This window comes from Anaerocolumna sp. AGMB13025 (assembly GCF_029689925.1).
Lineage (GTDB): Bacteria > Bacillota > Clostridia > Lachnospirales > Lachnospiraceae > Anaerocolumna.
This window is the reverse complement of the sequence record NZ_CP121445.1, coordinates 2,456,772-2,480,112: the sequence shown is the minus strand read 5'-3', so window position 1 is coordinate 2,480,112 and position 23,341 is coordinate 2,456,772. Positions and strand designations below refer to the sequence as shown.

The 23,341-nt window shown below is 38.6% G+C and carries 15 protein-coding genes and 1 pseudogene; 2 read left to right on the top strand and 14 right to left on the bottom strand.

The genetic code is table 11. From position 1 onward, the window contains the following. Positions 1-91 precede the first annotated feature (91 nt). The 9 genes from QA584_RS10045 to QA584_RS10005 form a co-directional block, all read right to left on the bottom strand. The gene (locus QA584_RS10045; RefSeq protein WP_278274382.1) at positions 92-904 is read right to left on the bottom strand and encodes an alpha/beta hydrolase; all 813 of its coding nucleotides are present in this window, start codon (positions 902-904) and stop codon (positions 92-94) included. A 76-nt stretch (positions 905-980) separates the two neighbouring features. Beyond that, positions 981-3,005 (bottom strand): beta-galactosidase, encoded by a 2,025-nt coding sequence (locus QA584_RS10040; protein ID WP_278275140.1) that lies wholly within the window; start codon positions 3,003-3,005, stop codon positions 981-983. Between the two features lie 122 nt (positions 3,006-3,127). After that, positions 3,128-4,957: an ABC transporter substrate-binding protein gene (locus tag QA584_RS10035; RefSeq protein ID WP_278274381.1), complete on the bottom strand. Its 1,830-nt coding sequence runs from the start codon at positions 4,955-4,957 to the stop codon at positions 3,128-3,130. A 66-nt stretch (positions 4,958-5,023) separates the two neighbouring features. Next, complete coding sequence (locus QA584_RS10030; protein ID WP_278274380.1) at positions 5,024-5,947, bottom strand: carbohydrate ABC transporter permease; 924 nt, start codon at positions 5,945-5,947, stop codon at positions 5,024-5,026. A gap of 16 nt (positions 5,948-5,963) precedes the next feature. After that, a complete protein-coding gene (locus QA584_RS10025) occupies positions 5,964-6,914 on the bottom strand; it encodes an ABC transporter permease (RefSeq protein ID WP_278274379.1) in 951 nt (316 codons plus the stop codon). A gap of 433 nt (positions 6,915-7,347) precedes the next feature. Then, positions 7,348-8,076: a hypothetical protein gene (locus QA584_RS10020; protein WP_278274378.1), complete on the bottom strand. Its 729-nt coding sequence runs from the start codon at positions 8,074-8,076 to the stop codon at positions 7,348-7,350. Then, entirely contained in the window at positions 8,040-8,528 is a 489-nt protein-coding gene (locus QA584_RS10015) for an aromatic acid exporter family protein (RefSeq protein WP_278274377.1), read from the bottom strand. Before QA584_RS10015 ends, QA584_RS10020 begins: the two co-directional genes overlap by 37 nt. 323 nt (positions 8,529-8,851) lie before the next feature. Then, complete coding sequence (gene yicI / locus QA584_RS10010; protein WP_278274376.1) at positions 8,852-11,215, bottom strand: alpha-xylosidase; 2,364 nt, start codon at positions 11,213-11,215, stop codon at positions 8,852-8,854. A 676-nt stretch (positions 11,216-11,891) separates the two neighbouring features. Further along, a complete protein-coding gene (locus QA584_RS10005; RefSeq protein WP_278274375.1) occupies positions 11,892-14,522 on the bottom strand; it encodes a bifunctional diguanylate cyclase/phosphodiesterase in 2,631 nt (876 codons plus the stop codon). Positions 14,523-14,748: 226 nt separating this feature from the next. Between QA584_RS10005 and QA584_RS10000 the strand changes: the two genes are divergently transcribed. After that, positions 14,749-16,455, top strand: a complete 1,707-nt coding sequence (locus tag QA584_RS10000) for a S8 family peptidase (RefSeq protein WP_278274374.1) — start codon at positions 14,749-14,751, stop codon at positions 16,453-16,455. Positions 16,456-16,775: 320 nt separating this feature from the next. On the opposite strand, the gene carB is transcribed toward QA584_RS10000, so the two are convergent. From carB to QA584_RS09980, 4 genes and pseudogenes are all read right to left on the bottom strand, one after another. After that, positions 16,776-19,976, bottom strand: coding sequence for a carbamoyl-phosphate synthase large subunit (gene carB / locus QA584_RS09995; protein WP_278274373.1), 3,201 nt, complete (start codon positions 19,974-19,976; stop codon positions 16,776-16,778). Next, positions 19,976-21,112, bottom strand: coding sequence for a carbamoyl phosphate synthase small subunit (locus QA584_RS09990; protein WP_278274372.1), 1,137 nt, complete (start codon positions 21,110-21,112; stop codon positions 19,976-19,978). Before QA584_RS09990 ends, carB begins: the two co-directional genes overlap by 1 nt. Before the next feature lie 772 nt (positions 21,113-21,884). Then, positions 21,885-22,271: pseudogene (locus tag QA584_RS09985) on the bottom strand (peptidoglycan-binding domain-containing protein); the annotation flags it as partial. 27 nt (positions 22,272-22,298) lie between these two features. Then, entirely contained in the window at positions 22,299-22,697 is a 399-nt protein-coding gene (locus tag QA584_RS09980; protein ID WP_278274371.1) for a hypothetical protein, read from the bottom strand. 88 nt (positions 22,698-22,785) lie between these two features. Here QA584_RS09980 and QA584_RS09975 point away from each other — a divergent pair, with 88 nt between their 5' ends. Continuing rightward, positions 22,786-23,079 (top strand): hypothetical protein, encoded by a 294-nt coding sequence (locus QA584_RS09975; RefSeq protein WP_278274370.1) that lies wholly within the window; start codon positions 22,786-22,788, stop codon positions 23,077-23,079. 6 nt (positions 23,080-23,085) lie between these two features. Here QA584_RS09975 and QA584_RS09970 read toward each other — a convergent pair whose 3' ends face one another. Next, on the bottom strand, positions 23,086-23,229 hold the full coding sequence (locus QA584_RS09970) for a hypothetical protein (protein WP_278274369.1): 144 nt from the start codon (positions 23,227-23,229) through the stop codon (positions 23,086-23,088). Positions 23,230-23,341: the final 112 nt, after the last annotated feature.

The following is a 23,341-nucleotide window of genomic DNA, read 5'->3' as shown; positions in this document are numbered from 1 at the left end:
TTACCTGGGAGGGAATAAGAATTATATTTTGAAAAATTTTGCGTAAAGTCCAGGTTGGTATATTATAGTTTGCAACAGCCCCTTATATAGATTATATATTTTTAAGCCAGGTTTCTACAAGAGGAATCCAGCTCTGGCATTCTTCCTGTATACCATATCCATTCAGGCAGGCAGTTTCCTTAGTAGCCAATCCCAGACCGTGTCCTCCTGCCGGGTATAAATGAAATTCCGTAGGTATGTTTTTTTCTTTCAATGCCATTACAAAAAGAAGTGAATTCTCTGCCGGAACACAATCATCCGGGAATGTATGCCAGATAAAAGTTTTGGGAGTATCTTCTGAAACCTGTTTTTCCAGAGACATTTTATCCACCAGTTCCTCATATCGTTCACCTAACAGGTTATAAAAGGATTCCCGGTGGGCATGGATTCCGGACGTTATAACAGGATAATTTAGTATTAAGCCGTTAGGTCTTAGATTCTCTGCTTCAGTATGCAAAGCTTCAGAGAGAAAGCTTTCCTTCCAGAACACACCGTAACTAGCGGCTAAATGCCCTCCTGCGGAAGATCCCTGAACAATGATTTTATCCTTGTCAATATGCCATTCCCCTGCATTATTTCTTAAAAGTGCTACAACCGTTGCCAGTTCCAGCAAGGCAGTGGGATAAACTGCTGGTCTAATTGAATAACGCAGGATTACTGCATGATAGCCCATAGCCATAAACTTTACGGCCATAGCTTCTGCCTCTCTGTCTGAGGTCATGGCGTAACCGCCTCCCGGACAGATTACGATAACCGGTCTTACTCTGTTTTCATCAATCTCTTTTGAATTATCCAGCAGATAAGTATAGAGCTTTGTATCAGGCAGTGAGCCTTCTACCTGTATATCAATCACCTTATGTATCATACGAACGTTCTCCTTTATGTCTGTTTATTCGCTATTTTCTGTTCAATCTTTTTAAGAATGCCCAATTAACTAATCACTATATAACCAACGTACTCTCTAAAATTAGTACATCTTTGGCTTTTAAGCAGATTTTATTGCCTTTATCATAAACCGTACCGGACAATAGTTCCTTGCAGTTATTCTCTGCAATAATAATTTTCTCCTCCGATGTATGGTTCAAAACAAAAACAAAACTTTTATCTCCTTTTATCCGCCTTACAGCCTCCACATCAGAAGGCGTGTTAAGTACCGGTAAAACCTCCTTTTCTTCACATATTTCCTTCAGAAAATCCCGGTAGAACTCTCGGGAAGAACGGGTTCCTACGTAATATGCCGTTCCCTTTCCAAAAGTATTTTTTGTAATGCAGGGAGTATTTCCATAAAAGTCGTTTTCATAGGAACTTATGGTTTTTGCTCCTTCTAAATGCATTATATCACAGAGCAGTTTTGCCGGATACTGTTTTCCTTTCATAATAAAAGAATTTTCTTCTCCATTTGGCAGTGCATCGTTTTCTTCTACCCAGATTCCAAGAATATCCCGTAATTTACCTGGATACCCTCCCGTTATTACCAGGTCATGTTCATCAACAATACCGCTAAAGAAGGTCGTAAGAAACGATCCTCCCTGGTTTACAAACTCTCTGATTTTCTCATCATAATTTCCTTTTGTCATATATAAAAGAGGTGCTATGACTATTTTATATTTGCTTAATTCATCATCAGATCCAATAATATCCACCGGGATATTCTGTTCATGAAGAGCCGAGTAATAGTTCAGAATTTCATCCTGATACTTAAGTTCACAGCTGGGTCCGGCGGAATATTCCAGCGCCCACCAGTTATCCCAGTCAAAAAGGATGGCAGTTTTTGCATCGGATACCGCACCAAGCGTTTTATCTCCTAACTGCTTTAATTCTTCCCCAAGAGCCGTTACTTCACGAAACACTCTGGTATGCTCATGACCCACATGGTCTATTACCGCACCATGATATTTTTCGCAGGCTCCAATACTCCTTCTCATCTGGAAGAACATTATGGCATCTGCACCGTGGGCAGCTGCCTGGTAACTCCATAATCTCATAACCCCAGGACGTTTTAAAGCATTATATGCCTGCCAATTGGTCACACTGGGGGTCTGCTCCATTAATACAAAGGGCATTCCTCCCTTTAAACCTCTGATCAAATCGTGATTAAGTGCTATTTTTGAGATGGAATCACTATTAGACGGATAATTATCCCAGGATACAAAATCCATATACTTTGCCCATTTTTTATAATCAAGGGGTTTATAAAATCCCATTAAGTTCGTTGTTATAGGTATATCCGGAGTAATCGCTTTAATGACTTCATATTCTGCCAGGTAGCAGGCTAACATGCTATCAGAATTGAATCTTCTATAATCAAGGGAAATTCCCTGAAACATTGTCCTTTCGTAAGCAAAGTTTTCACTTAAGAGATTGGGAAGTACGATTTCATCCCAATCATAAAAAGTATGCCCCCAGAAAGAGGTATTCCAGACCCGGTTCACCTCTTTTATCGTCTTATATTTTTGTTTCAGCCAGACCCGAAACGCTTTTTCACAATTTTCGCAGAAACACTCCCCACCAAATTCATTGGATATATGCCAGGCAACAATATTGTCATACCCTTTGTAGCGAAGCGCTAATTCCTTCGCCAGGGCCACTGAGTATTTTTGATAGGTGGGACTGTTGGGGCAGGAATTATGCCTTCCCCCAAATTTACGTTTCATACCATTAAACTCAGTCCTTAAAATATCTGGATATTTTTTAGCCATCCAAGCCGGGTGTGCCCCTGTTGAAGTTGCCAAACATACTTTTAAGCCATGCTTCCTAACCAGGTCCATTATCTTATCCAGTTTTTCAAACTGGTAGGTGACTTCATCGGTCTGTAACTCGGCCCAACTAAATACATTCAGGGTTACAATATCAATGCCAGCCAAGGCAAATAACCGCATGTCCTCCTCCCAGATATCCTCACTCCATTGCTCCGGATTGTAATCTCCACCATAAACTATTTTCTTTACATTATTGCTGTTAATCACGCTTTCTGCTCCTTTCAAAAAACTTCCTAGCAGAATGGATTACAAAGCTGTACTCCATTTATGCCGGGAAGTTTTTCTATTTATCTGTTTCTATTATTGAAATAAATAGGTTAAATATTTACTTAATTAGAGGCTTTTGCAGCTTCAACTCTTGCAGTATTCTGATCCTTGGCATTCTGCATATCCATTGCCAGTACCTTATCATAACCAAGACCATTCACTGTCTCCTGCATTTCTTTTAATAAGCTGTTAAATTCATCATCACTGGAGGCAAATACCATCTTCCAGGAGTATTCAATTATGATAGCCTTGCATTGTCCTCTGATAGCAGTAATTTGAGAATCCTCTGCCGGTGCTACATATGAGCTGCCAGGAGCAACCAGAACCTGATTCTTGTTCGTTAAGTATTCAAGAGTAGTTTTAGCTCCCATCTTGTTCTGCCAATCTGTATCCAGAGGCGTTTTATTCATTTCAAGAACGGAATCCCACAGGGTATAGTTATATGGGAATCCGGATACCGGATTAATATCACTTGGTAATACTGTTAAAAAGTTTAACTGTGAAACACCGTCTTTCCAGGAACCGCCGCCCCAGTCTTCCGGCATAGTTGCATCACCATTTAATAAGGCCTCTTTACCAAAATCCGTTAATTCAGGTCTGTTATTTACCATATCCCAGGTCAGACCTTGTGGTCCGCTGGTACCTGAGGTTTGTGCACAGGACATTTGGACACCTTCTGGTGAATATAACCAGTCGATAAAGTCAGCAAGTCTTTCCGGATCTTCGGCTTTACTACCAATTGCCACTACTGTCTTACTTCCTACCGGAGTACAGCCATATGAGAATATCTTCATATCATCAATGGGTGCAAGCATAAAGCCCTTACCAGCTCCTTTATGTTCTGTGGTATTATATGCTGCCTGACCAAGCCAAGGCCATGGGGAATATAAAACAGCGCCGTCCTGATATTTCGTATATAAGGTATCATAATTCTGCGTAGTGGACTCAGGATCTAATAATCCCATCTTATTTGCTTCATAATAGAATTTTAAAACTCTGTTATAGATAGAATTGGTATCGATAATGCTTTGGTAATCGGAACCGTCCGCCTTAGCCAGTACAAAGCCCAGTTCATCATATCCATAAAGACAGGTAGGCTGTTTTGCCAGACACATCATATTTCCGTCCCAATCTTTAAATAAAGAAATTGCATATGTCTTCTGTCCGGAATCGCTGGTAGGATTGGCATCCTGCATGGATTTTAGTACCGGAAGCAGATCTTCCAGGGTTTTAATCTGCGGATAACCTACTGCTTTATAATCATCCCAGCGTACATATGGACCAAAAGTTAAGTCAAGACCTTCGGAGGGATTTGTTGCCGGTTGTGCGGAAACACTGGTGGGTATTGCATAGATACTGTCACCCTCTACCAGACTGTTTATGGAATCAATTGCCTTCTGATATTCAGAAATATTCTTTCTAGCAGCAAATAAATCCGTTACATCCTTTATTAAACCTGCCGTTACAAGATCTTGCAGTCTGCCGTTATCAGCTCCTACAATAATCAAATCCCCAAGATCACCTGCTGCTGAACGGGTCTGGAATAACGTGTCGCCGCCTCCTGCTACATTAGGAGCTATGATATTAAGTTCCATGTTGAATTTTTCTTTTACTACATCTGCAAACCATCCGGATTGGATTCCCTGATAGTTGGCAAGATTATCAAATACATCTACAGTTATAAAGTTCGGATATTTCTTAGCACCACTGTCCTCTGCGGCAGTTTCCTCTTTTGTTCCAGCATCAGCTGTTTTATTTGCATCCTCTGATGATACCGTACTATCACCGGCAGGTGCGACATTTGCTGTGTCCTCTGCTTTCTTGCCGCAGCCGGCAAGGGTAACTGCTGTCAGAATAAAACATAACAGTATACTTACTAATCTCTTTTTCATACCTTCATCCTCCATTTTTAATTTTATAAATTAGCAAAATAATAAATTATTTCGTTTTGCTCAAATTCAACCCTTAACTGAACCAATCATAATACCTTTTACAAAATATCTCTGGAACATAGGGTAGATAAATAAAATAGGCAATACTACGATTACGGTTACCGTCATACGAACCGAAGTCGGAGTCTGTTTGGTTGCAAGTGCCATAACATTGGTAGCAGTTCCCGCACTGTTTTTAATCAGGGTAGCTAAGGAACTAGCCTGGTTTATATAAGTATACAGTAAATATTGCAGGGAATATAATTTCTGGTCCGTCACATATATGAGGGTATCCTGAAAGGAGTTCCACTGTGCCACTGCGGCAAATATGGCTATCGTTGCCAAAATAGGCTTACTGGTAGGTAGGATAATTTTTGCAAAGATTTTAATAATACTTGCACCGTCAATTTCTGCCGCTTCCTGCAAAGAAGCCGGAATGGATTCTACATAAGTCTTTACCAGAATAATATTAAAGGGCTGTACAATTACCGGAATAATATATACCCAGAAGGAGTTAGTAAGCCCCAGGGTTTTCATGGTAATAAATAAAGGAATTAAGCCTGCATTAAAATACATGGTAATTACAATAAACCGATACCAGAACTTTCTCCCCCACATCTTCTGCTGTGTAAACATAAACCCTAAAAAGGCAGAAGCAAGTACGGTTAGGCTGGTTCCAACGGCAGTTCTGGCCAAGGAAATTTTAACTGCTGCCGGCAGACCTTTTAATTTTAATACTTCTATGTAGTTCTTAAGATGGATCTGTTCCGGCAATAATCGAATTAATCCTTTGGCACTTAAATCATTGGCACTGATTGTATTAATCGCCAGATAATAAAACGGATAGACGCAAATCAAGGTAATCAGGGCAAATCCAGTATAATTAAAGATTTGAAACAGAATATCCTGTTTGGTATACTTTTTCTTTTTTAACTTCACTCTGTGTTCCATTTTGAACTCCTTTCTGCTAGATAATGGATACTCCACGTATTTTCTTAGATGCATAGTTGACCGCTGCCAGTAAAGTGATGCTGACTAAACTCTTTAGCATGCCGATGGCGGTTGCCAGGGACGGGCTTGCACCAGTCATACCAATGTTGTACACATATAAGTCAAGTACCTGGATATGTTCTTTGTTAAAGGAATTCTGAAACACATAATACTGATCCAGACCATTGTTTAAGAAATTGGCAATGGACAGCATAAGTAATACAAAAAAGGTAGGCATCAGAGCTGGTAAGGTAATGTGACGCATCAGCTTAAAGCGGTTTGCACCATCCACTCTTGCCGCTTCATATAACTCCTGGTCAACTCCGGCTATGGCTGCAAGATACATAATCGCTCCCCAGCCAAGACCTTTCCAGGTGTTCCATAAAAGCATCGTAAGCCAGGTATGGGAGTCCCCGTCTAAGAATTTAATCGGTACCTTAATTAATCCAAGGTCAAGCAAAACCGTATTAAAAAGACCCGTATTCGAGAATAAACTAAAGGCTACTGAAAATACCATGACCCAGCTGATAAAGTTTGGTAAAGTGGTCAGGGTCTGTACTAAATTTTTAAACCATTTACATTTTATTTCACTAAGAAGAATGGCAAAAATTACTGGGAATATCGAAGTAGCAAGGGTCAGACCACTCATTGCAAAGGTGTTCATCATTACCTTCATTAATTGACTTACCTGCATGGGATTGCTGAATAACATTTTAAACCATTGCAGACCTACAAAATCACACTGAGAAAGTTTTAAAGGCGGTTTATAATCAAAGAAGGCATATATCCAGCCATGTAAAGGAAAGTAAGAAAAGGTAAAGGATAATAATATAAAAGGCAATACATATAAAAATAACTTTACCCCTTGCAGGTTCTGCCTTTTCTTCACTTTTTGATGCAGATTAGTTTGTGTTGCTGACTTTCGCATGTTTAACCTCCAGAAATCGGTACTGATCATAAAAGTAATAATGTTTAATGACTGAATAAATAGTACCATTTTTCTTTTTCTAATTATACTGTAAAAATTTTAGATGAATTATAGTAGTAATTTGACTTTTATTACTTACTGGAAATTATTGTCATTTTTTGTTAAAGTTGGTTATTAAACCTGAACATAAAATAAGGATTATATTTTGTAATAATTTGTTTTAAGTCCGCCCAAATATACGGCTGTGATTACCTGCTTGCCGCCTTTTCAGCATACTTTCCACAAATTTTACATAAAATATAATCCTTATTTTCATCCAAGTAGTTTTTTCTTTGAATTTGTACCACCACAATTAGAACAGGTAAAACTTTAGGGTTCTACAGGTGTGTTTCACCGTCTATCTGTTTCTCCGTTTCTCTATATCTCTATTTCTCTATATCTCTATATTCCAGTAAGTATTAATATCGTTCAAACTGATATTATTCACGAAATTCTTCTTTATACTTAAAAATATCTCCAAATCATACAGTAATAAATACAGTACTGCCCGGTTCTCAAATTCTTCCCTGGTCAACGGGTTGGGCTCTTCCTTAAACGCCGCCTTTATTTGTCTTAACTCTTCCAATAAACGCTCTGCATTATTATACTCGTGGAATTGCTCCCGTATCTTGTCCATATATAAAGCCACCACCTGTGCCTGCGGCGGAATTGCTGTTAGCAAACTTACCTGCTCCGCTATGTGGCTTAATATAGTAAACTGACTCCTCCTCATCATAAAGTATTGAAGGTAATATCTGGTATCCCTTAATAATGTATTGTTCATATTATCATAAGCTCTTGATAATGCTTCCCTTAGATGAATATCTATTTCTTTAAGCTTTTCCGATAGCTTTGCCCTGTCTAGTTGCTCTGTTTGCAAGGTAAGTTTTATCTGCTCTGATTCCTCCGTTTTTAATCTTTGTTCTGTCTGCTTTGGCAGTTTCCTGTTATGGGTCATATCCTTGGATAATATAGAAAGAACCACTCTTATATCTTCCTCAATCAATCGCATGTCTGCCTTAACTGCCTTTACATTACCAGGCATATACAGATTTAAAATAATGCCAATGAGAATACCTAGTATCATCAGCTTACTTTCATTAAAGATAAGTACCGGCTCCATATTTTTTCAATAAGAAAATGGGTTACCAGAACGGAACACATGGCAATTCCTTCCTGAAGCTTTAGTAAATAGCTTAATGAGATGAACACCAATAAGAAAATACCGAAGGTTACAGTATAAAACCCCAAAGAGGTAAACAGAACATATGCTGTCAACAAAGCCAGTATAAATGCAAGAAGACGCTTTCCGGCTACCAGTAAGGTTTCCTTTTTCGTATCCTGAATGCTTAACAAAGTAATAATCCCCGCAGATGCGCTGTAGTTAAGCCCGAGCAGATCTGCAATCAGTATGGCTGCACTGCTTCCGGCAGCTATTTTCAAAATCTTAATAAAATTAATTTTACCACTTGTTAAATACTTAAATCCTTTCAACTCTTCCACTTCCCTTCTATACCAACTAACCTGATCATCTGTTGTCATTCTATGATTGTTAAGCCCCAACTTTGAAGTCAACCCTTATTACACCTGATTGTGTGCCGTTAAAATACTTTAAAAGATATCCCTGCTTATAATCACAATCCTCCATTAAGCGTACAATTTGTTATCTAAGTTTATGATATCATACACATAATGTCAATAAACTAGATAATGCAAGCTTTAGTGCTTACAACCAATTACACAAAATTAAAACAGACACTAGCCGTCAAAGGTGGCTTATGAAGCCGTTTTTCCTACCATTGACGGTTGCTGTCTGTCTTTAAGTATCCCAGATTTATGAGATAATAGGGGAATTATCTATTTAAGGTAACTCGCCGGATGCTCAATAAAAACGCGAGTTATTTTAATATACAGGTAATAACAGAATCTTTTCCATACTCAGAAGGAATAATAAAGGTTCCCGTCTCATTTACTTCGATTGCCGCCCCACTAACAGAATCTACATTTTTCACATCGTGTAAATAAACCTTATAAGGCGTTCCTTCCTCGAAGTTCTGAACACTTATCGTAATTTTATTGCCTTCCTTTACTACACCTGCACTTAACTTAAGTTCTGCCGACATATTATAAACGTTAGTTTTAGCTTCTGTTCCTTCTGTTAACTGATATACTTTTAGAGTTACATCCTTTGCATAATCATATTCCGGTTTGGAATCCACAGCACCTACTGCTATAATGGAATTTTCTTTCACCAGACAAGGGATGCTTAAATAATCATGGTGTTCTCTCACCCATCTGCCGCCAGTTACTGACTTACCTGTAAGGAAATTAGTCCAGTTACCCTCTGGTACATAATATTCTGCCATTCCTTCTTCGTTAAAGATAGGTGCAACAAGTAAATTGTCACCAAGCATATATTGTTTATCCAGATACTGACAGGTGGGATCCTTCTGGAATTCCAAAACCATGCTTCTCATGGCAGGAATACCGGTTTTATTGGTATCGATAGCAGTTTTATAAAGATAAGGCATTAGTGAAATTTTTAATTTTGTAAAGAAACGTGCTACTTCAACGGATTCTTCATCATAAGCCCAGGGAACACGGTAGGAGGAACTTCCATGTAATCTGGAGTGGGAGGACATTAAACCAAAAGCAACCCATCTCTTATAAACATCCGGGGTGGAGGTATCCTCAAAGCCTCCGATATCATGGCTCCAGAATCCAAAACCAGACATAGTTAAAGATAATCCACCCCTTAAACTTTCAGACATGGATTCAAAATCTGACCAGCAGTCTCCGCCCCAGTGTACTGGGAATTTTTGTCCACCTGCAGTCGCACTTCTTGCGAATACCACTCCATTGCCTTTTCCACACTTTCTCTCAACAAGACCGAATACCGTTTTATTATAGAGATAAGTATAATAATTATGCATTCTTATGGGGTCTGCTCCGTTATAATATACAACGTCCTTAGTAGGGATTCTCTCACCAAAATCTGTTTTGAAACAGTCTACACCCATATCCATCAACACTTCCAGTTTTGAGGCAAACCATTCACAGGCTGCCGGATTGGTAAAGTCCACCAGCGCCATACCGGGCTGCCACATATCCCACTGCCATACATCACCGTTGGTTCTCTTTACAAAATATCCGTTTTTCATACCTTCTTCAAACAGAATGGATTCCTGTGCAATATAGGAGTTAATCCATACACAGATTTTAAGACCTTTCTCTTTTAGACGCTTTAACATACCGGCAGGATCTGGGAATACTTCTTTATCCCACTGGAAATCCGACCAGTTAAAGCCCTTCATCCAGAAACAATCAAAATGGAATACACTTAATGGAATATCTCTTTCAGCCATACCATCCACAAAACTGGTTACGGTAGCTTCATCATAATTGGTAGTAAAGGAAGTCGATAACCATAAACCGAAGGTCCAGGGTGCAGGAAGTGCCGGTTTACCGGTTAAATCCGTATACCTTGAAATCGCTTCTTTCATAGTAGGCCCATTAAATATAAAGTAATCCAAACTTTCTCCAGGAACAGAGAAACCAACCTTTTTCACCATCTCAGAACTAACTTCAAAGGATACCTTATCTGTATGGTTTACAAATACACCATAGCCTCTGTTTGACAGATAAAAAGGAATATTTTTGTAAGATAACTCCGTAGAGGTACCACCGTCTTCATTCCAGATATCTATGGTTTGTCCGTTTTTAATAAAAGGTGTAAAACGTTCCCCCAGTCCGTATATCAATTCTCCTACGGATAAGCCTAACTGCTCTCTCATATAAGCATCTTTATTGTCGGTTTCGTAAGCAAGTCCTTTAAAAGCTGTCTTCATGTATGCCAGATCCCGCCACTTACTATCGGTTAGTTTATAATCGTCCCGATTAAATTGTATTGCTGCATTATGTTTATTAATTGTTACATTTAAAGAACCGCTTGACAATTTATAATTCGAGTCTGTTTCCTCAATATTTAAATTCTGAGTTTCATCAATAGACAACTCAAAATTCGGTCCGTGGTCAACTACTCCCATATAATGAAAAGTCTGAACTCTTAAAACTTCCGGCGCTGGTGCGGAAATCTTAATTGTCAGATTTGGTCCTCCGAGTGTATCTCCTCGATGGTTAATTTTATGAGTAGGAGCACAAAAGGTTATGCTGTTATCCGATCTTCTTGTCTCATATACTTCAGCCGGGCTAAAGCACTCGGTTCCTTCTCTTTGTACCCAACATCCATTACTAAATTTCATAAATATCTCCTTTCAGGCAATTGATTTTACTAGGTAATAACGAAACTGATAATTTATCTGCTCTCATGCAATTATTAATATTTTAGGTTAAAGCCTGCCCTCATAGTGACATACCCTGAAACAAGCTTAGCTGAATTGTTAATCCCTAAAACCTGTATAGTTTCGCAACTTACGAAACATATCTGATTTTTCGTAAGTCTATCTGATTTTTCTTATCAGTTCTATTATATCAATAATTTAAAATTGGGCAATGTTTTATATCATAACGACCATGTATTTTGTTTAACAATTATACTAATCAAAACAATAGAACAAATTATCAGTTAAACTGGCACTTTCGAGCTACAGTGATCCTGACAGCAAGGAATTACCTCTTAGAGATGCTCCCATTCATAATGGCGTTTATTCAAATCGACGCTAATTTTTATTATGGCACAAAGTTTCTAGTTACTAAAACTTTCGGTCAGAACGAAACTCTCAAACCGTCACTACCTCTAGTGCGGTGCGTATCATGGCAAGCTTCCTTAGTAAATGAAATTAGTATCCTGTTACTTAAATGTGGCTTACAAACAATTATCCCCCTATAAAGTGTTTCAGAAAAATAACATTTGATACACCTTAAAGAGGGATAACTTTATTCCATACTTATATTAAACTGACAGGGTACTTATATTTTCTATTTTTTATAGATTTCTTTAATCAAAGTCTCAAATTCCTCAACCGGAACCGGTCTGGAATACAAATATCCCTGGGCCATATCACACAATACGGTTTTTAAGAAGTCCGATTGAGTCTGGGTTTCCACGCCTTCCGATAAAACCTTCATATTCAGCTGTTTTGCCATACTGATAATACTAGATACAATAATCTGTTCTTCTTTTAGCATATCACCCTGTCCAAAAAATTCCTTGTCCAGCTTAATAACATCGGTCTCCATATTCTTTAATAAGTTAAGAGACGAATAACCTGCTCCAAAGTCATCTATAGAAACACCAAAGCCCAAATTTCGAAGCTTTTTCATTGTGGTTAGAGCAGCCTCTGCGTTGCTCAAAAAAATGCTTTCCGTAAGCTCCAATTCCAATAAATAGCAGGGTATCTGATAGTGATCCACTAATTTTTTAATTTCATTGACAAAATCCTCATCATTTAGATGAATTCTAGACACATTAACAGATATGGGAACTACCGGCATACCAGTATCAATCCAGGATCTGATTAACTTGCATACTTCTTCATATATATAAAAATCCAGATTTACAACAAATCCATTACGCTCAAACAATGGTATAAAATCATTGGGTGGAATCAGTGTACCATCTTTCTTTTTCCATCTAACTAAAGCTTCTGCTCCAACTAAATTATTATCCTCCAGCCCTATTTTAGGCTGCAGATAAACGATAAACTCTCCGTTTTTTAAGGCCTGTTCCATGGAGTTGGTAATTTCTGCTTCCCTTTGAAGCTGAATTTTCATATTGTGGTCAAAAAACTTGCAGGCAGTTTTGGGTGAGTTCTTAATACTTTTCCTGGCTACATTCGCATTATCAATTGCAATGGTTATATCTTCCCCAGGTTCAATCAAAGCTACACCACTAGCGACAATAAACTTATTGCCCGGATACTTTGCCCGCTGCATGATATTGAATTGTTCATTGATTGCCATAATTTGGCTATTAAGTTCTTCTTCCTCCTTTATAGGGACTGCAGCCAAAAAATTATCTTCCGACACTCTTGAAAAACCTATATCTTTGGTACCATTCGCCGTCAAAAGCTGAGCAAAGTCACATAATATCTTATCACCTATGTCATATCCCAGCGTATCGTTGATATATTTAAATTGTGTTATATCCGAATAAATAATTGCATAATTTTGTTCTGGATGATCGGCTAATAGCTGTATTACATCTTTCTTAAATTTATGTAAGGTTGGCAGACCTGTTAATACATCATAATTCTTAATTTTGTACAACTGTGCACTGGCCCGTTCTGAAGCTCTTAATTTTAACAAATACGAGGATATGATCTTGGTAATGGTAACTAAGGAATCAATTTCATACTGAGTCCAATATCTTGGCTTTTCACAGTCATGAATGCTGACACAGCCTTTTAAATTGCCGTTCTCAAATATACCACATTGAAGTAATGCCTGGATTTCTAAAGAATCAAGAATATTCTTATCTTTATCTGATATGGCCTCGTTTACGTTACTAATTAAAAATATTCCATTCTCATTAAACTTACGGGCATTGTCCTGTAATTTTGTAATAAATATATTAAGTTTATCTTTCTCCGGTTTTATGCCGTCTTTACAGCTTAGATATGTAATGTTTAAATTTGAATTTGATATAGAATTTTCTAATATACAGATATGATTACAATCAAATTGTGCCCTAACCTTGTTTAACAAAAGATTGATTGCACTGTTTACATCCTTTGTCCGTGACATGATATCAAAGGCAAAAGCAGTAATTTCTTTATCAAAATTATTACTTCCATAGGCTCTTGTCTTCGTTATCTTATATTTCTCATAGCAGTCATGGTCTATATAATTGCTGGTATTTTGTATATCCTGATAGAAACCGTAAAATCTCTTGTGGCGCTCTCTCGTATGTATTAATGCTGCATCTGCTTTCATAAAAAGCTGCATAAAATCCAGCCCGTCATTGGGATAGACTCCGATACCTATACTGCAGGACATTGTATAATCCGTATTCTCACCGGTATAGGTATTACGAAAGACAGAGTAGATCTCCTCTGCTTTGTCTTTAAGAAGCTCCGGACTTTCAACATTCTTTAAAAATATTAAGAATTCGTCCCCGCCAATCCGACCTGCAATATCCGTATCGTAAAAGATTTTTCGTAAGGATTCTGCTATATTGACCAAAACCGTATCTCCGAATAAATAACCCAGATTTTCATTCACCACCTGGAAATTATCTATGTCAACAATCATAAGTGCGTGATGGGAATTTTGTTCGGAAGTCATTAAAAACTTTTCTATAATACGCCTGGTATATTCTTTATTGAATAATTTCGTCAGGGAATCCTGTTTTTCCATCTCTTTTATACGGTAGCTCTCCATGAGCTTACGTTCTTTCTGACGAAACATCTCCTGTTTAATCTCTTCCCAGTTAGCTCCGTCTATTAAAGCGGAGTATATGGTATTCTCATAAACAAATTCAATATAATTATCTTTTTCTATGTAATTACTAATCACGCCATCCGGCAATGAAATATGCGAAAAAAAATCCATTAATTGATCTTTTGTGTAAAGATTTCTTTTCCTTAGTATTTTATCGTTACCATCCATGCTTTGTATTTTCCCATCTTCCCTGATGTACTTTTATAAGTAGAATCATTATGAATTATACCATGGATTTTACTATCAGACAACCATAAAAAGCGAAAAAAAACGCCGCTGATACAGGCTGTAAACACAAGCTCCTATTATACAGCGCGGCCTTACGGTAATTTAGAATAATAAAGATATTTATTCATATATTTAATTAATGAATTCTATATAGGAGATGATGACCTTGGATCAAAATTGCAGGGAATATGCCACCAGTGAAGATTATGCAGAATTTATTGTAGAGTTTGGGCAGTCACTGAATCAGCTAACGACTATCCCAAATACCTGTTTTGCAGCCCTTAATACGACTCATGCTGTTGTTTATGTCCCAATTGGCAGTGTTCCTGATAATCTGATTCAGACACATGGCTACGGCATTTTTCCAAGTTGCTTTGGTTTAATGGATACCGGTAGTCTGGAAGCTTCCGGGGTTACGAGAATTCGAAATGTACCTGGTTTCAATCTTCGCGGAGAAGGTGTGTTAGTAGGCATGATCGATACGGGTATTGATTATACACATAATGCCTTTAAAAATGCAGACGGCACCACCAAAATATATTCCATATGGGATCAGACAATCCAGACTGGACAGTCGCCGGAGGGCTTTTATTATGGGTCTGAATATACTCAGGAACAGATAAACCTTGCCCTCCAAAATTCCGATCCTCTCTCCGTAGTACCAACTACCGATGAGAATGGCCATGGTACTTTTTTAACCGGTATCGTTGCTGGTACCGATAGTTTGGAAAATAATTTCGCGGGAGTTGTTCCCTTTGCCGATATTGTAGTAGTAAAATTAAGGCAGGCAAAGCAGTTCATCCGAAATTTCTTTTTTATTCCTCAGGATGCGGTGTGCTATCAGGAAACCGACATCATGTTAGGCATTAATTATCTGCTGGCTGTGGCGAACCGGTTAATGAGACCTTTATCCATCTGTATTGGATTTGGTACTTCCCAGGGTGCCCATGACGAAAGAGGCGTATTAAGTACTTACCTTTCTGCAGTTGCAGATTTAAGCGGGATTGGCGTATCCATCGCAGGGGGTAATGAAGGAAATCGGGGTCACCATTTTCAGGGGACTATTACCAGAGGCAGTGAATACCAAACTGTAGAGTTAAGGGTCGGACCAAATGAAACCGGATTTTCAATGGAATTATGGGGTAATGCCCCCAGCACCTTTTCCATAGATATCCTTTCACCCACCGGTGAATTCATTCCGAGAATTCCGGCCAGAATAGGTGAAACCAGGGTAATCCGTTTTATTTTCGAAGAAACCGTAATCTATGTGGATTACCAGATTGTAGAAGCACAAACAGGCGATCAGCTTATTTTGCTGAGGTTTCGTGCTCCCACGGAGGGTATCTGGAGATTTCGGGTCTATTCAAACATTGATTTGGATTCAAGGTTTAATATTTGGCTTCCTATATCAAATTTTATCAGTGACCAGACTTATTTTACCCAGGCAACACCGGAAACTACTCTTACTTCACCCGGCAATACCATCGTACCAATTATATTAACAGCATATGATTATACGAATCAGAGCCTTTATATCAATGCCAGCAGAGGCTTTACCAGAACAGAAAATATAAGTCCTGACCTTGCTGCACCGGGAGTCAATCTTGTTGGTCCTGCCCCTGGCAATACCTATACTACTATGTCAGGTACCAGTGTGGCTGCTGCCCACACAGCAGGTATCGCAGCTATGATACTCGAATGGGGAATTGTAGAGGGCAATTATACCCAGCTTGACAGCGTGGAAATTAAAAATCTGTTAATCCGTGGGGCCAGAAGAGCCCCGAATAACGTCTATCCAAACAGGGAATGGGGTTACGGTATCCTGGATATCTATAATTCCTTTAACAGTTTAAGAGGAGAGACCGCCGGGTAAGTAAAATCCTTACGGATATATTTAATTTACCGGACAGATGTCAAAGAGTTTGTGCTTGTCAGACTCTATTGTATAAGAAAGCTGCTGTAAATTCAGGCTATAAAGATAATAAGCTAGAATTACAGCAGCTTTCCACATATCATTCCTAATATAGAATGACGTCTTCAATGCACAAACTTCGCAGTAAATAAACTTAAAAACACTTGATAAAATCAGGTCTAAATCTAAATTGATAGCATAATCAATGCTTTCTAGGTTAACTTAGGTGCTGATTTTATCAAGTATTAATACAAAATAACCGCGAAGGTTGAATAAATAATCTATAATTTTGCTATATCAATTAATGAAATATTCTCCATATCTGCATTTTCTAAACTGGTTAGCAGGGCATTGGCTGTATCCAGAGAGGTTAAGCAGGTTACACCGGTTTCTATAGAGGTACGGCGGATTAAGAAACCATCTCTTGATTTATCCCGTCCCTGTGTCGGGGTATCGATAACCAGATCAATCTCATGTCCAAGAATCAAATCAATAATGGTTGGTGCTTCTTTATCCAGCTTGTTAACCGGGATTGCTTCTACTCCATTCTCATTTAAGAATTTTGCAGTGCTTCTGGTTGCATAGATTTCATAGCCAAGAGCCTTAAATCTTCTGCCGACTTCCACAGATTCCAATTTATCCGCATCTTTAACGGTCATAATCATCTTCTTGTGTTTAGGAAGATTGATGCCAGCACCTAAAAAGGCTTTGTATAATGCTTCATTAAAAGTCTTGGCAATTCCTAAGCATTCGCCGGTGGACTTCATCTCCGGTCCAAGGCTGATATCAGCGCCGTGTAATTTTTCAAAGGAGAATACCGGCATCTTGATGGCAATATAATCCGCACTTGGCGCCAGTCCGGTTCCAAAACCTAAATCTTTAATCTTTTCACCCAGTATAACGCGGGAAGCAAGTCCTACAATGGGGATACCGGTTACTTTACTGATATAAGGAACCGTACGGCTGGAACGGGGATTTACCTCGATTACATATACTTCATCCTGATACAGGATGAACTGGATATTGATCAGGCCGATTACATTCAGGGATTTTGCCAGTTTTCTCGTATAGTCAACAATTACATTGGTGAGCCGTTCAGTAATATTCTGAGCCGGATATACGGAGATACTGTCACCGGAGTGAATACCGGCACGCTCTACGTGTTCCATGATTCCCGGGATTAAAATATCTTTACCATCACATACGGCATCTACTTCTACTTCCTTGCCCATTAAATACTTATCTACCAGAATCGGATGTTCCTGCACATTGATATTAATAATTGCCATAAACTCTCTGATATCTTCATCGGAGATGGCAATCTGCATTCCCTGTCCTCCAAGTACATAAGAAGGTCTTACTAATACGGGGTAGCCTAACTCATTCGCAACTGCAATTGCTTCCTCCGTAGTAAATACGGTCTTACCGGCAGGTCTTGGAATACAGCATTCTTCCAGGATAGCATCAAATAATTCCCTGTCTTCTGCTGCATCTACATTCTCAGCCGAGGTTCCAAGGATAGGAACTCCCATTTTTAATAGGGCTTCCGTTAATTTGATGGCTGTCTGTCCCCCAAACTGTACAACTGCACCGTCCGGATGTTCTAAGTCTACAATGCTTTCCACATCTTCTGGAGTTAAAGGTTCAAAATATAACTTATCCGCTATATCAAAGTCCGTACTCACGGTTTCCGGATTGTTATTGACAATTATGGTTTCATAGCCTGCTTTTCTTAAAGCCCATACGCTGTGTACGGAGCAATAGTCAAATTCAATACCCTGACCGATACGGATGGGACCGGAACCTAAAACCATTACTTTTTTCTTATTATTAACTGGCTCTACTTCATTAACACTGCCAAAGCAGGAGTAATAATAAGGGGTACTGGCCTCAAATTCTGCCGCACAGGTATCCACCATCTTATATGCAGGTATGATTCCGTATTCTTTTTTACGGAGATTCTTAACTTCTTCTAAGGTCTTACCGGCAAATTCTGCGATAACCCGATCCGGGAATTCCAGTCTTTTCGCTTCTTCCAGTAATTCTTTCGTCAAAGGCTTGTTCTTTAAATCCTGTTCCAGCTCAACTAAAACAGCGATTTTATCTAAGAACCATCTATCTATTTTAGTTATATCAAATATTTCATCATAGGAAATTCCCCTGCGAAGGGCTTCTGCTATAACAAATAATCGTCTGTCATCGATCTGATATAATTTTTCTCGGATTTCATCAATGGGATATTGATCATAATTACCATAAGAGAGGCTGTAAATATTTTGTTCCAGGGAACGAAGTGCCTTCATTAAAGCTCCTTCAAAATTGGTGCAGATACTCATAACCTCACCGGTAGCTTTCATCTGGGTGGTCAGGGTTCTCTTTGCCATAATGAATTTATCAAAAGGCCATTTCGGTATTTTAACAACCACATAGTCAAGGGCTGGTTCAAAGCTGGCATAAGTTTTGCCGGTTATTACATTCTGGATTTCATCCAGGTTATAACCAAGTGCAATCTTGGCAGCAACCTTGGCGATGGGGTAGCCTGTAGCTTTAGAAGCCAGAGCGGAAGAACGGCTTACCCTTGGATTAACTTCAATTACGCAATATTCAAAGGTATCCGGATGGAGGGCATACTGTACATTACAGCCGCCGGTAATATTTAGTTCAGTTATAATATTTAGTGCCGAGGATCTTAACATCTGATATTCTTTATCAGAAAGGGTCTGTGAAGGTGCTACAACGATGCTGTCACCGGTATGTACGCCTACCGGATCAATATTTTCCATATTACATACGGTGATGCAGTTGCCTTGTTTATCCCTCATTACCTCATATTCGATTTCCTTCCAGCCTGCAATACAGCGTTCAATAAGGCACTGTCCAACACGGCTTAATCGAAGTCCGTTGGTACAGATTTCTTTTAAATGCTCTTCATTCTGAGCAATTCCGCCGCCGCTGCCCCCTAAGGTATAAGCCGGACGTACTACTACGGGATAACCAATGGTTTCTGCAAAGGCTACCGCTTCCCCTACCGTTGTTACTACTGTACTTGGCGCACAAGGCTCACCGATTTTTTCCATGGTAGTTTTAAATTCCAGACGATCCTCTGCTTTTTTTATGGTTTCTGAAGTGGTACCAATTAATCTTACATCATTATCTTTTAAGAAACCGGATTCTTCTAATTCCATTGCAATATTTAAAGCTGCCTGACCACCAAGGGTAGGAAGGACACTGTCCGGTTTTTCTTTTAATATGATCTTCTTTACCATATCTGGTGTTAAGGGTTCAATGTATACGATATCTGCAATATCTTTATCCGTCATAATTGTTGCAGGATTTGAGTTAACCAATATAACGCAGATACCTTCCTCTTTTAAGGAACGGCAGGCCTGAGTGCCTGCATAATCAAATTCTGCCGCCTGTCCGATAATAATTGGACCGGAGCCTATAACCAACACTTTTTTGATGCTTTCAATCTTTGGCATTATTGTACCTCCATCATCTGAATAAACTCATCGAAAAGGAACTCTGAATCCTGGGGACCTGCACAGGCCTCTGGATGGAACTGAACCGTAAATATATTCTTTCCTAAGTAATGATATCCTTCTATTGTTCCGTCATTGGCATTAATAAAACTCTTTTCTGCAACAGAATCACTCATGGAGCCGTCTTCTACTACATAACCGTGATTCTGGGAGGAGATATATACCCTGCCTGATTTTAAGTCTTTCACCGGATGATTGGCACCTCTGTGTCCGTACTTTAGTTTCTTGGTATCCCCGCCATTGGCCAGTGCCATTAACTGATGACCCAGACAGATTGCAAAGATAGGGACGTTACTTGCATACATTTTTTTGATTTCTTCGATTATTTCCACACATTCCTTCGGATCTCCGGGGCCATTGGACAACATGATTCCGTCCGGGTTTTCTGCAAGGATTTCTTCTGCTTTGGTAAGCGCTGGATAAATCGTAACATCACAGCCTCTTTTTAATAAGCAGTCTTTGATATTATCTTTGGAACCGTAATCCAGTAATGCCACTTTAAAATCACCTTTTCTATAAGGATGAATTTTCAGTCCGCTTCTTGCATTATCCGCATCGGTTGGTACAAATTCCTTGGCATAATAAGTCTTTTTCTCTTTGCAGGTTACCTTCTCAACAACCTTTGTTACCTGATGACCTTTTAACTTCTGAATGACTTCCTCTAATACAAAATTCTCATTGGTCGTAATCATACCGTTCATAGTACCTTTTTCCCTTAAAATCTTGGTTAAGGCTCTGGTATCGATTCCTGAGATTCCCGGTATGTCTTTTTCCGTTAAAAAAGTTTCAATGCTGTCCTCACTTCGGAAGTTACTTGGGCGCCTTGCAATTTCTCTTACAATATATCCGTCCACCCATGGTCTTTTTGATTCCATATCCTCATAGCAGATACCGTAATTTCCAATTAACGGGTAAGTCATCACAACTGCCTGACCTGCATAAGAGGGATCTGTTAACACCTCCAGATATCCTGTCATTGAGGTGTTGAACACTATTTCACTAATCATATCCCTAGTTGAACCAATACTTTTACCTGTGAAAACATTACCGTCTTCCAGTATTAGAAAAGCTTTCATAACTTCCACCTGTCCCTTTCAAATAATGTAGTGCATTTTAAAGTAACTGCTGCCTGGTCGTGTGAAGTTATATTACCCGCATAATCAAGTATTCATCCTGTGCTTTATAACTTTATTCACCTGCCAAGTCTACTGATACCCAAATTGTCAAAATTCTATCATATCTTTATTTAAAATGCAACACTTATTTTCAATTTAATTCAAATTAATTATTATTCACTTTTTGTTTATAATTATAAGATATTAATAGAATTTAATCAAGCAAAATGTTCGGTTTTTTCAAAGTGACCTTACCGTGAGAAAAAAGGTGAAAATTCGTTTACCTGCCTTTTCTTTCTAGTTAAGACGGTTCTGTTGAAGTAAATCGTGTGAAAGGCGGATTCTCCATGATATTATCCCTTGGTTTGTATAAATATAAGAAGATTTTTATGCAAATAAATAAAGACTTAATAATCTAAGATATATAAATCTATACCTTAAATTATTAAGTCCGCTGTATTTGTAAGCTCACATTTTAAGTCACAATAGCCAAGGGCTGCTTCCTACAATTATTCCTATTACTCACTCAAACTTCGCAGTTAACAAACTTAGAAACACTTGATAAAATCAGCCCTAAAGCCAAATTGAAGCATGATTATGCTATGTTTCATAAGTGCTTTATTCTGAGTCTGATCATTCACTTATGACTTTTTCAGGTGGTTCAGACTCAAAATGCACACTGTTTGACGAGTCTAGCAAGGAATTTGCGCTTTTTGGGTCTTGCTTTAATTGCTTATTGTAATTCTGCTATTCTGGTAACCGCTACATAAAGTTCTGAAATCCGATACCAGGTTGGTAAATCCACAATTCCGTTAGCGGGAAGACCAAAGGTCTGTTGGAATGCTTTTACCGCTTCTTCTGTCTGTGGACCGAAGACCCCATCTACAGCAACTTTGGGTATTACAGTATATACATTTGCAATAGCATTTAATTGTTCCTGCATCTGTCTTACGCTGTCACCCCTGGAACCAATTGTTAAATTGGCACCCGGCCAGGAGGAGGGTACTCCTGCAACTTCATTGGCAGAATTAATATACATATTGGAACCGTAAAAGTTCCGAAGAATCTGTATTGGCGTAAGTCCCTGATCACCAAGATCTTTTGAACCCCATTGGGTCATCCGTATCGCAACAGGGTATGTATTCTATTAATTGGTTTTCTCTTCATTCGTCTTCACTTCCATTTTTCCTATACCTGAATTTTCCGTATCCTCAATATCTTCTTCAATATTGCTTTTTAATATTTTTTCCGTATTTTCAATTATTATATCCTTAATTTTACCCGCGGCATCCGGCTCGATTTTCTTTAGCAGCTGAATCTGATGGTCTGATTTGGCCATATTATAATATAAAGCCTTTGCAACGGCATATCCGCCCCAACCTGCTAAACAGACCTGATAGAGATTACCGGTGTCAATCCCAAACCCCTGCATGAAAAATAGTGCCACTGTCATTACCCAGCATTCAAACCGTGAATACTCTAATAGTTTTTTACTAAATGGCAGAAAATTAGTGCTTGCTCTTCTCTTTTTTGATTTTTTGATCATATATCACCTGCTTTCCTTATAAAATGTATTATCTTTCCATTGATTATCGAACATTTGTTTGTTATACTTTAAGAATGAGGTGATGCTTATGCCATTTTTCGAAACAAACAATACACCAAATGTAACAATTGATTATTCAAAATATCAGCCGGTTTCTGTAATTGCAATGTTTAATATCGAAGGTAAAATCCTGCCGGTATACATGGGACTTATGGATTTATACGGTAATGTGTGCAAGGTCAGAATTGATTCTATAAGCTCTACAAAGCCCGGGAACGGTTGTATGACTTATTGCTGTTTATATAACTCCGATATTCTCCAGAGACGAATCAATTTAACGTATTTTATTAACCAGCATTTATGGGCTCTAGAAAATCAATAACCAGGCTTACTCCGGCTGTTTCGTAGTTTCAGGTGGTTTTTGTACCGGGAGATAACCAGCTGCTCTTAGTGCCCTATCATTAAGAGCAGTTGCTTTTTCCTTTTTTACTTCTTCTGATAAGGTATCCCAGGATTTTATTTCCCCGTCCATATTAACATAAATCCTACCTTTTATATCCTTCTTAATACTTATCACCTCCTGATCTAATTTATGTCCCAGGACTTGTACATATTGCTAAAACGGGCATTTTTACAGTTTTCAT

Bases quoted from the DNA above. Each gene is read 5' to 3' on its own strand.
- QA584_RS10035 (WP_278274381.1), bottom strand. From the start codon at position 4,957: ATGAAAAAGAGATTAGTAAGTATACTGTTATGTTTTATTCTGACAGCA.
- QA584_RS09975 (WP_278274370.1), top strand. From the start codon at position 22,786: ATGCCATTTTTCGAAACAAACAATACACCAAATGTAACAATTGATTAT.
- yicI (WP_278274376.1), bottom strand. From the start codon at position 11,215: ATGAAATTTAGTAATGGATGTTGGGTACAAAGAGAAGGAACCGAGTGC.
- QA584_RS10020 (WP_278274378.1), bottom strand. From the start codon at position 8,076: ATGGAGCCGGTACTTATCTTTAATGAAAGTAAGCTGATGATACTAGGT.
- QA584_RS09970 (WP_278274369.1), bottom strand. From the start codon at position 23,229: ATGGACGGGGAAATAAAATCCTGGGATACCTTATCAGAAGAAGTAAAA.
- QA584_RS10005 (WP_278274375.1), bottom strand. From the start codon at position 14,522: ATGGATGGTAACGATAAAATACTAAGGAAAAGAAATCTTTACACAAAA.
- QA584_RS09990 (WP_278274372.1), bottom strand. From the start codon at position 21,112: ATGAAAGCTTTTCTAATACTGGAAGACGGTAATGTTTTCACAGGTAAA.
- QA584_RS10030 (WP_278274380.1), bottom strand. From the start codon at position 5,947: ATGGAACACAGAGTGAAGTTAAAAAAGAAAAAGTATACCAAACAGGAT.
- carB (WP_278274373.1), bottom strand. From the start codon at position 19,976: ATGCCAAAGATTGAAAGCATCAAAAAAGTGTTGGTTATAGGCTCCGGT.
- QA584_RS10045 (WP_278274382.1), bottom strand. From the start codon at position 904: ATGATACATAAGGTGATTGATATACAGGTAGAAGGCTCACTGCCTGAT.
- QA584_RS10025 (WP_278274379.1), bottom strand. From the start codon at position 6,914: ATGCGAAAGTCAGCAACACAAACTAATCTGCATCAAAAAGTGAAGAAA.
- QA584_RS09980 (WP_278274371.1), bottom strand. From the start codon at position 22,697: ATGATCAAAAAATCAAAAAAGAGAAGAGCAAGCACTAATTTTCTGCCA.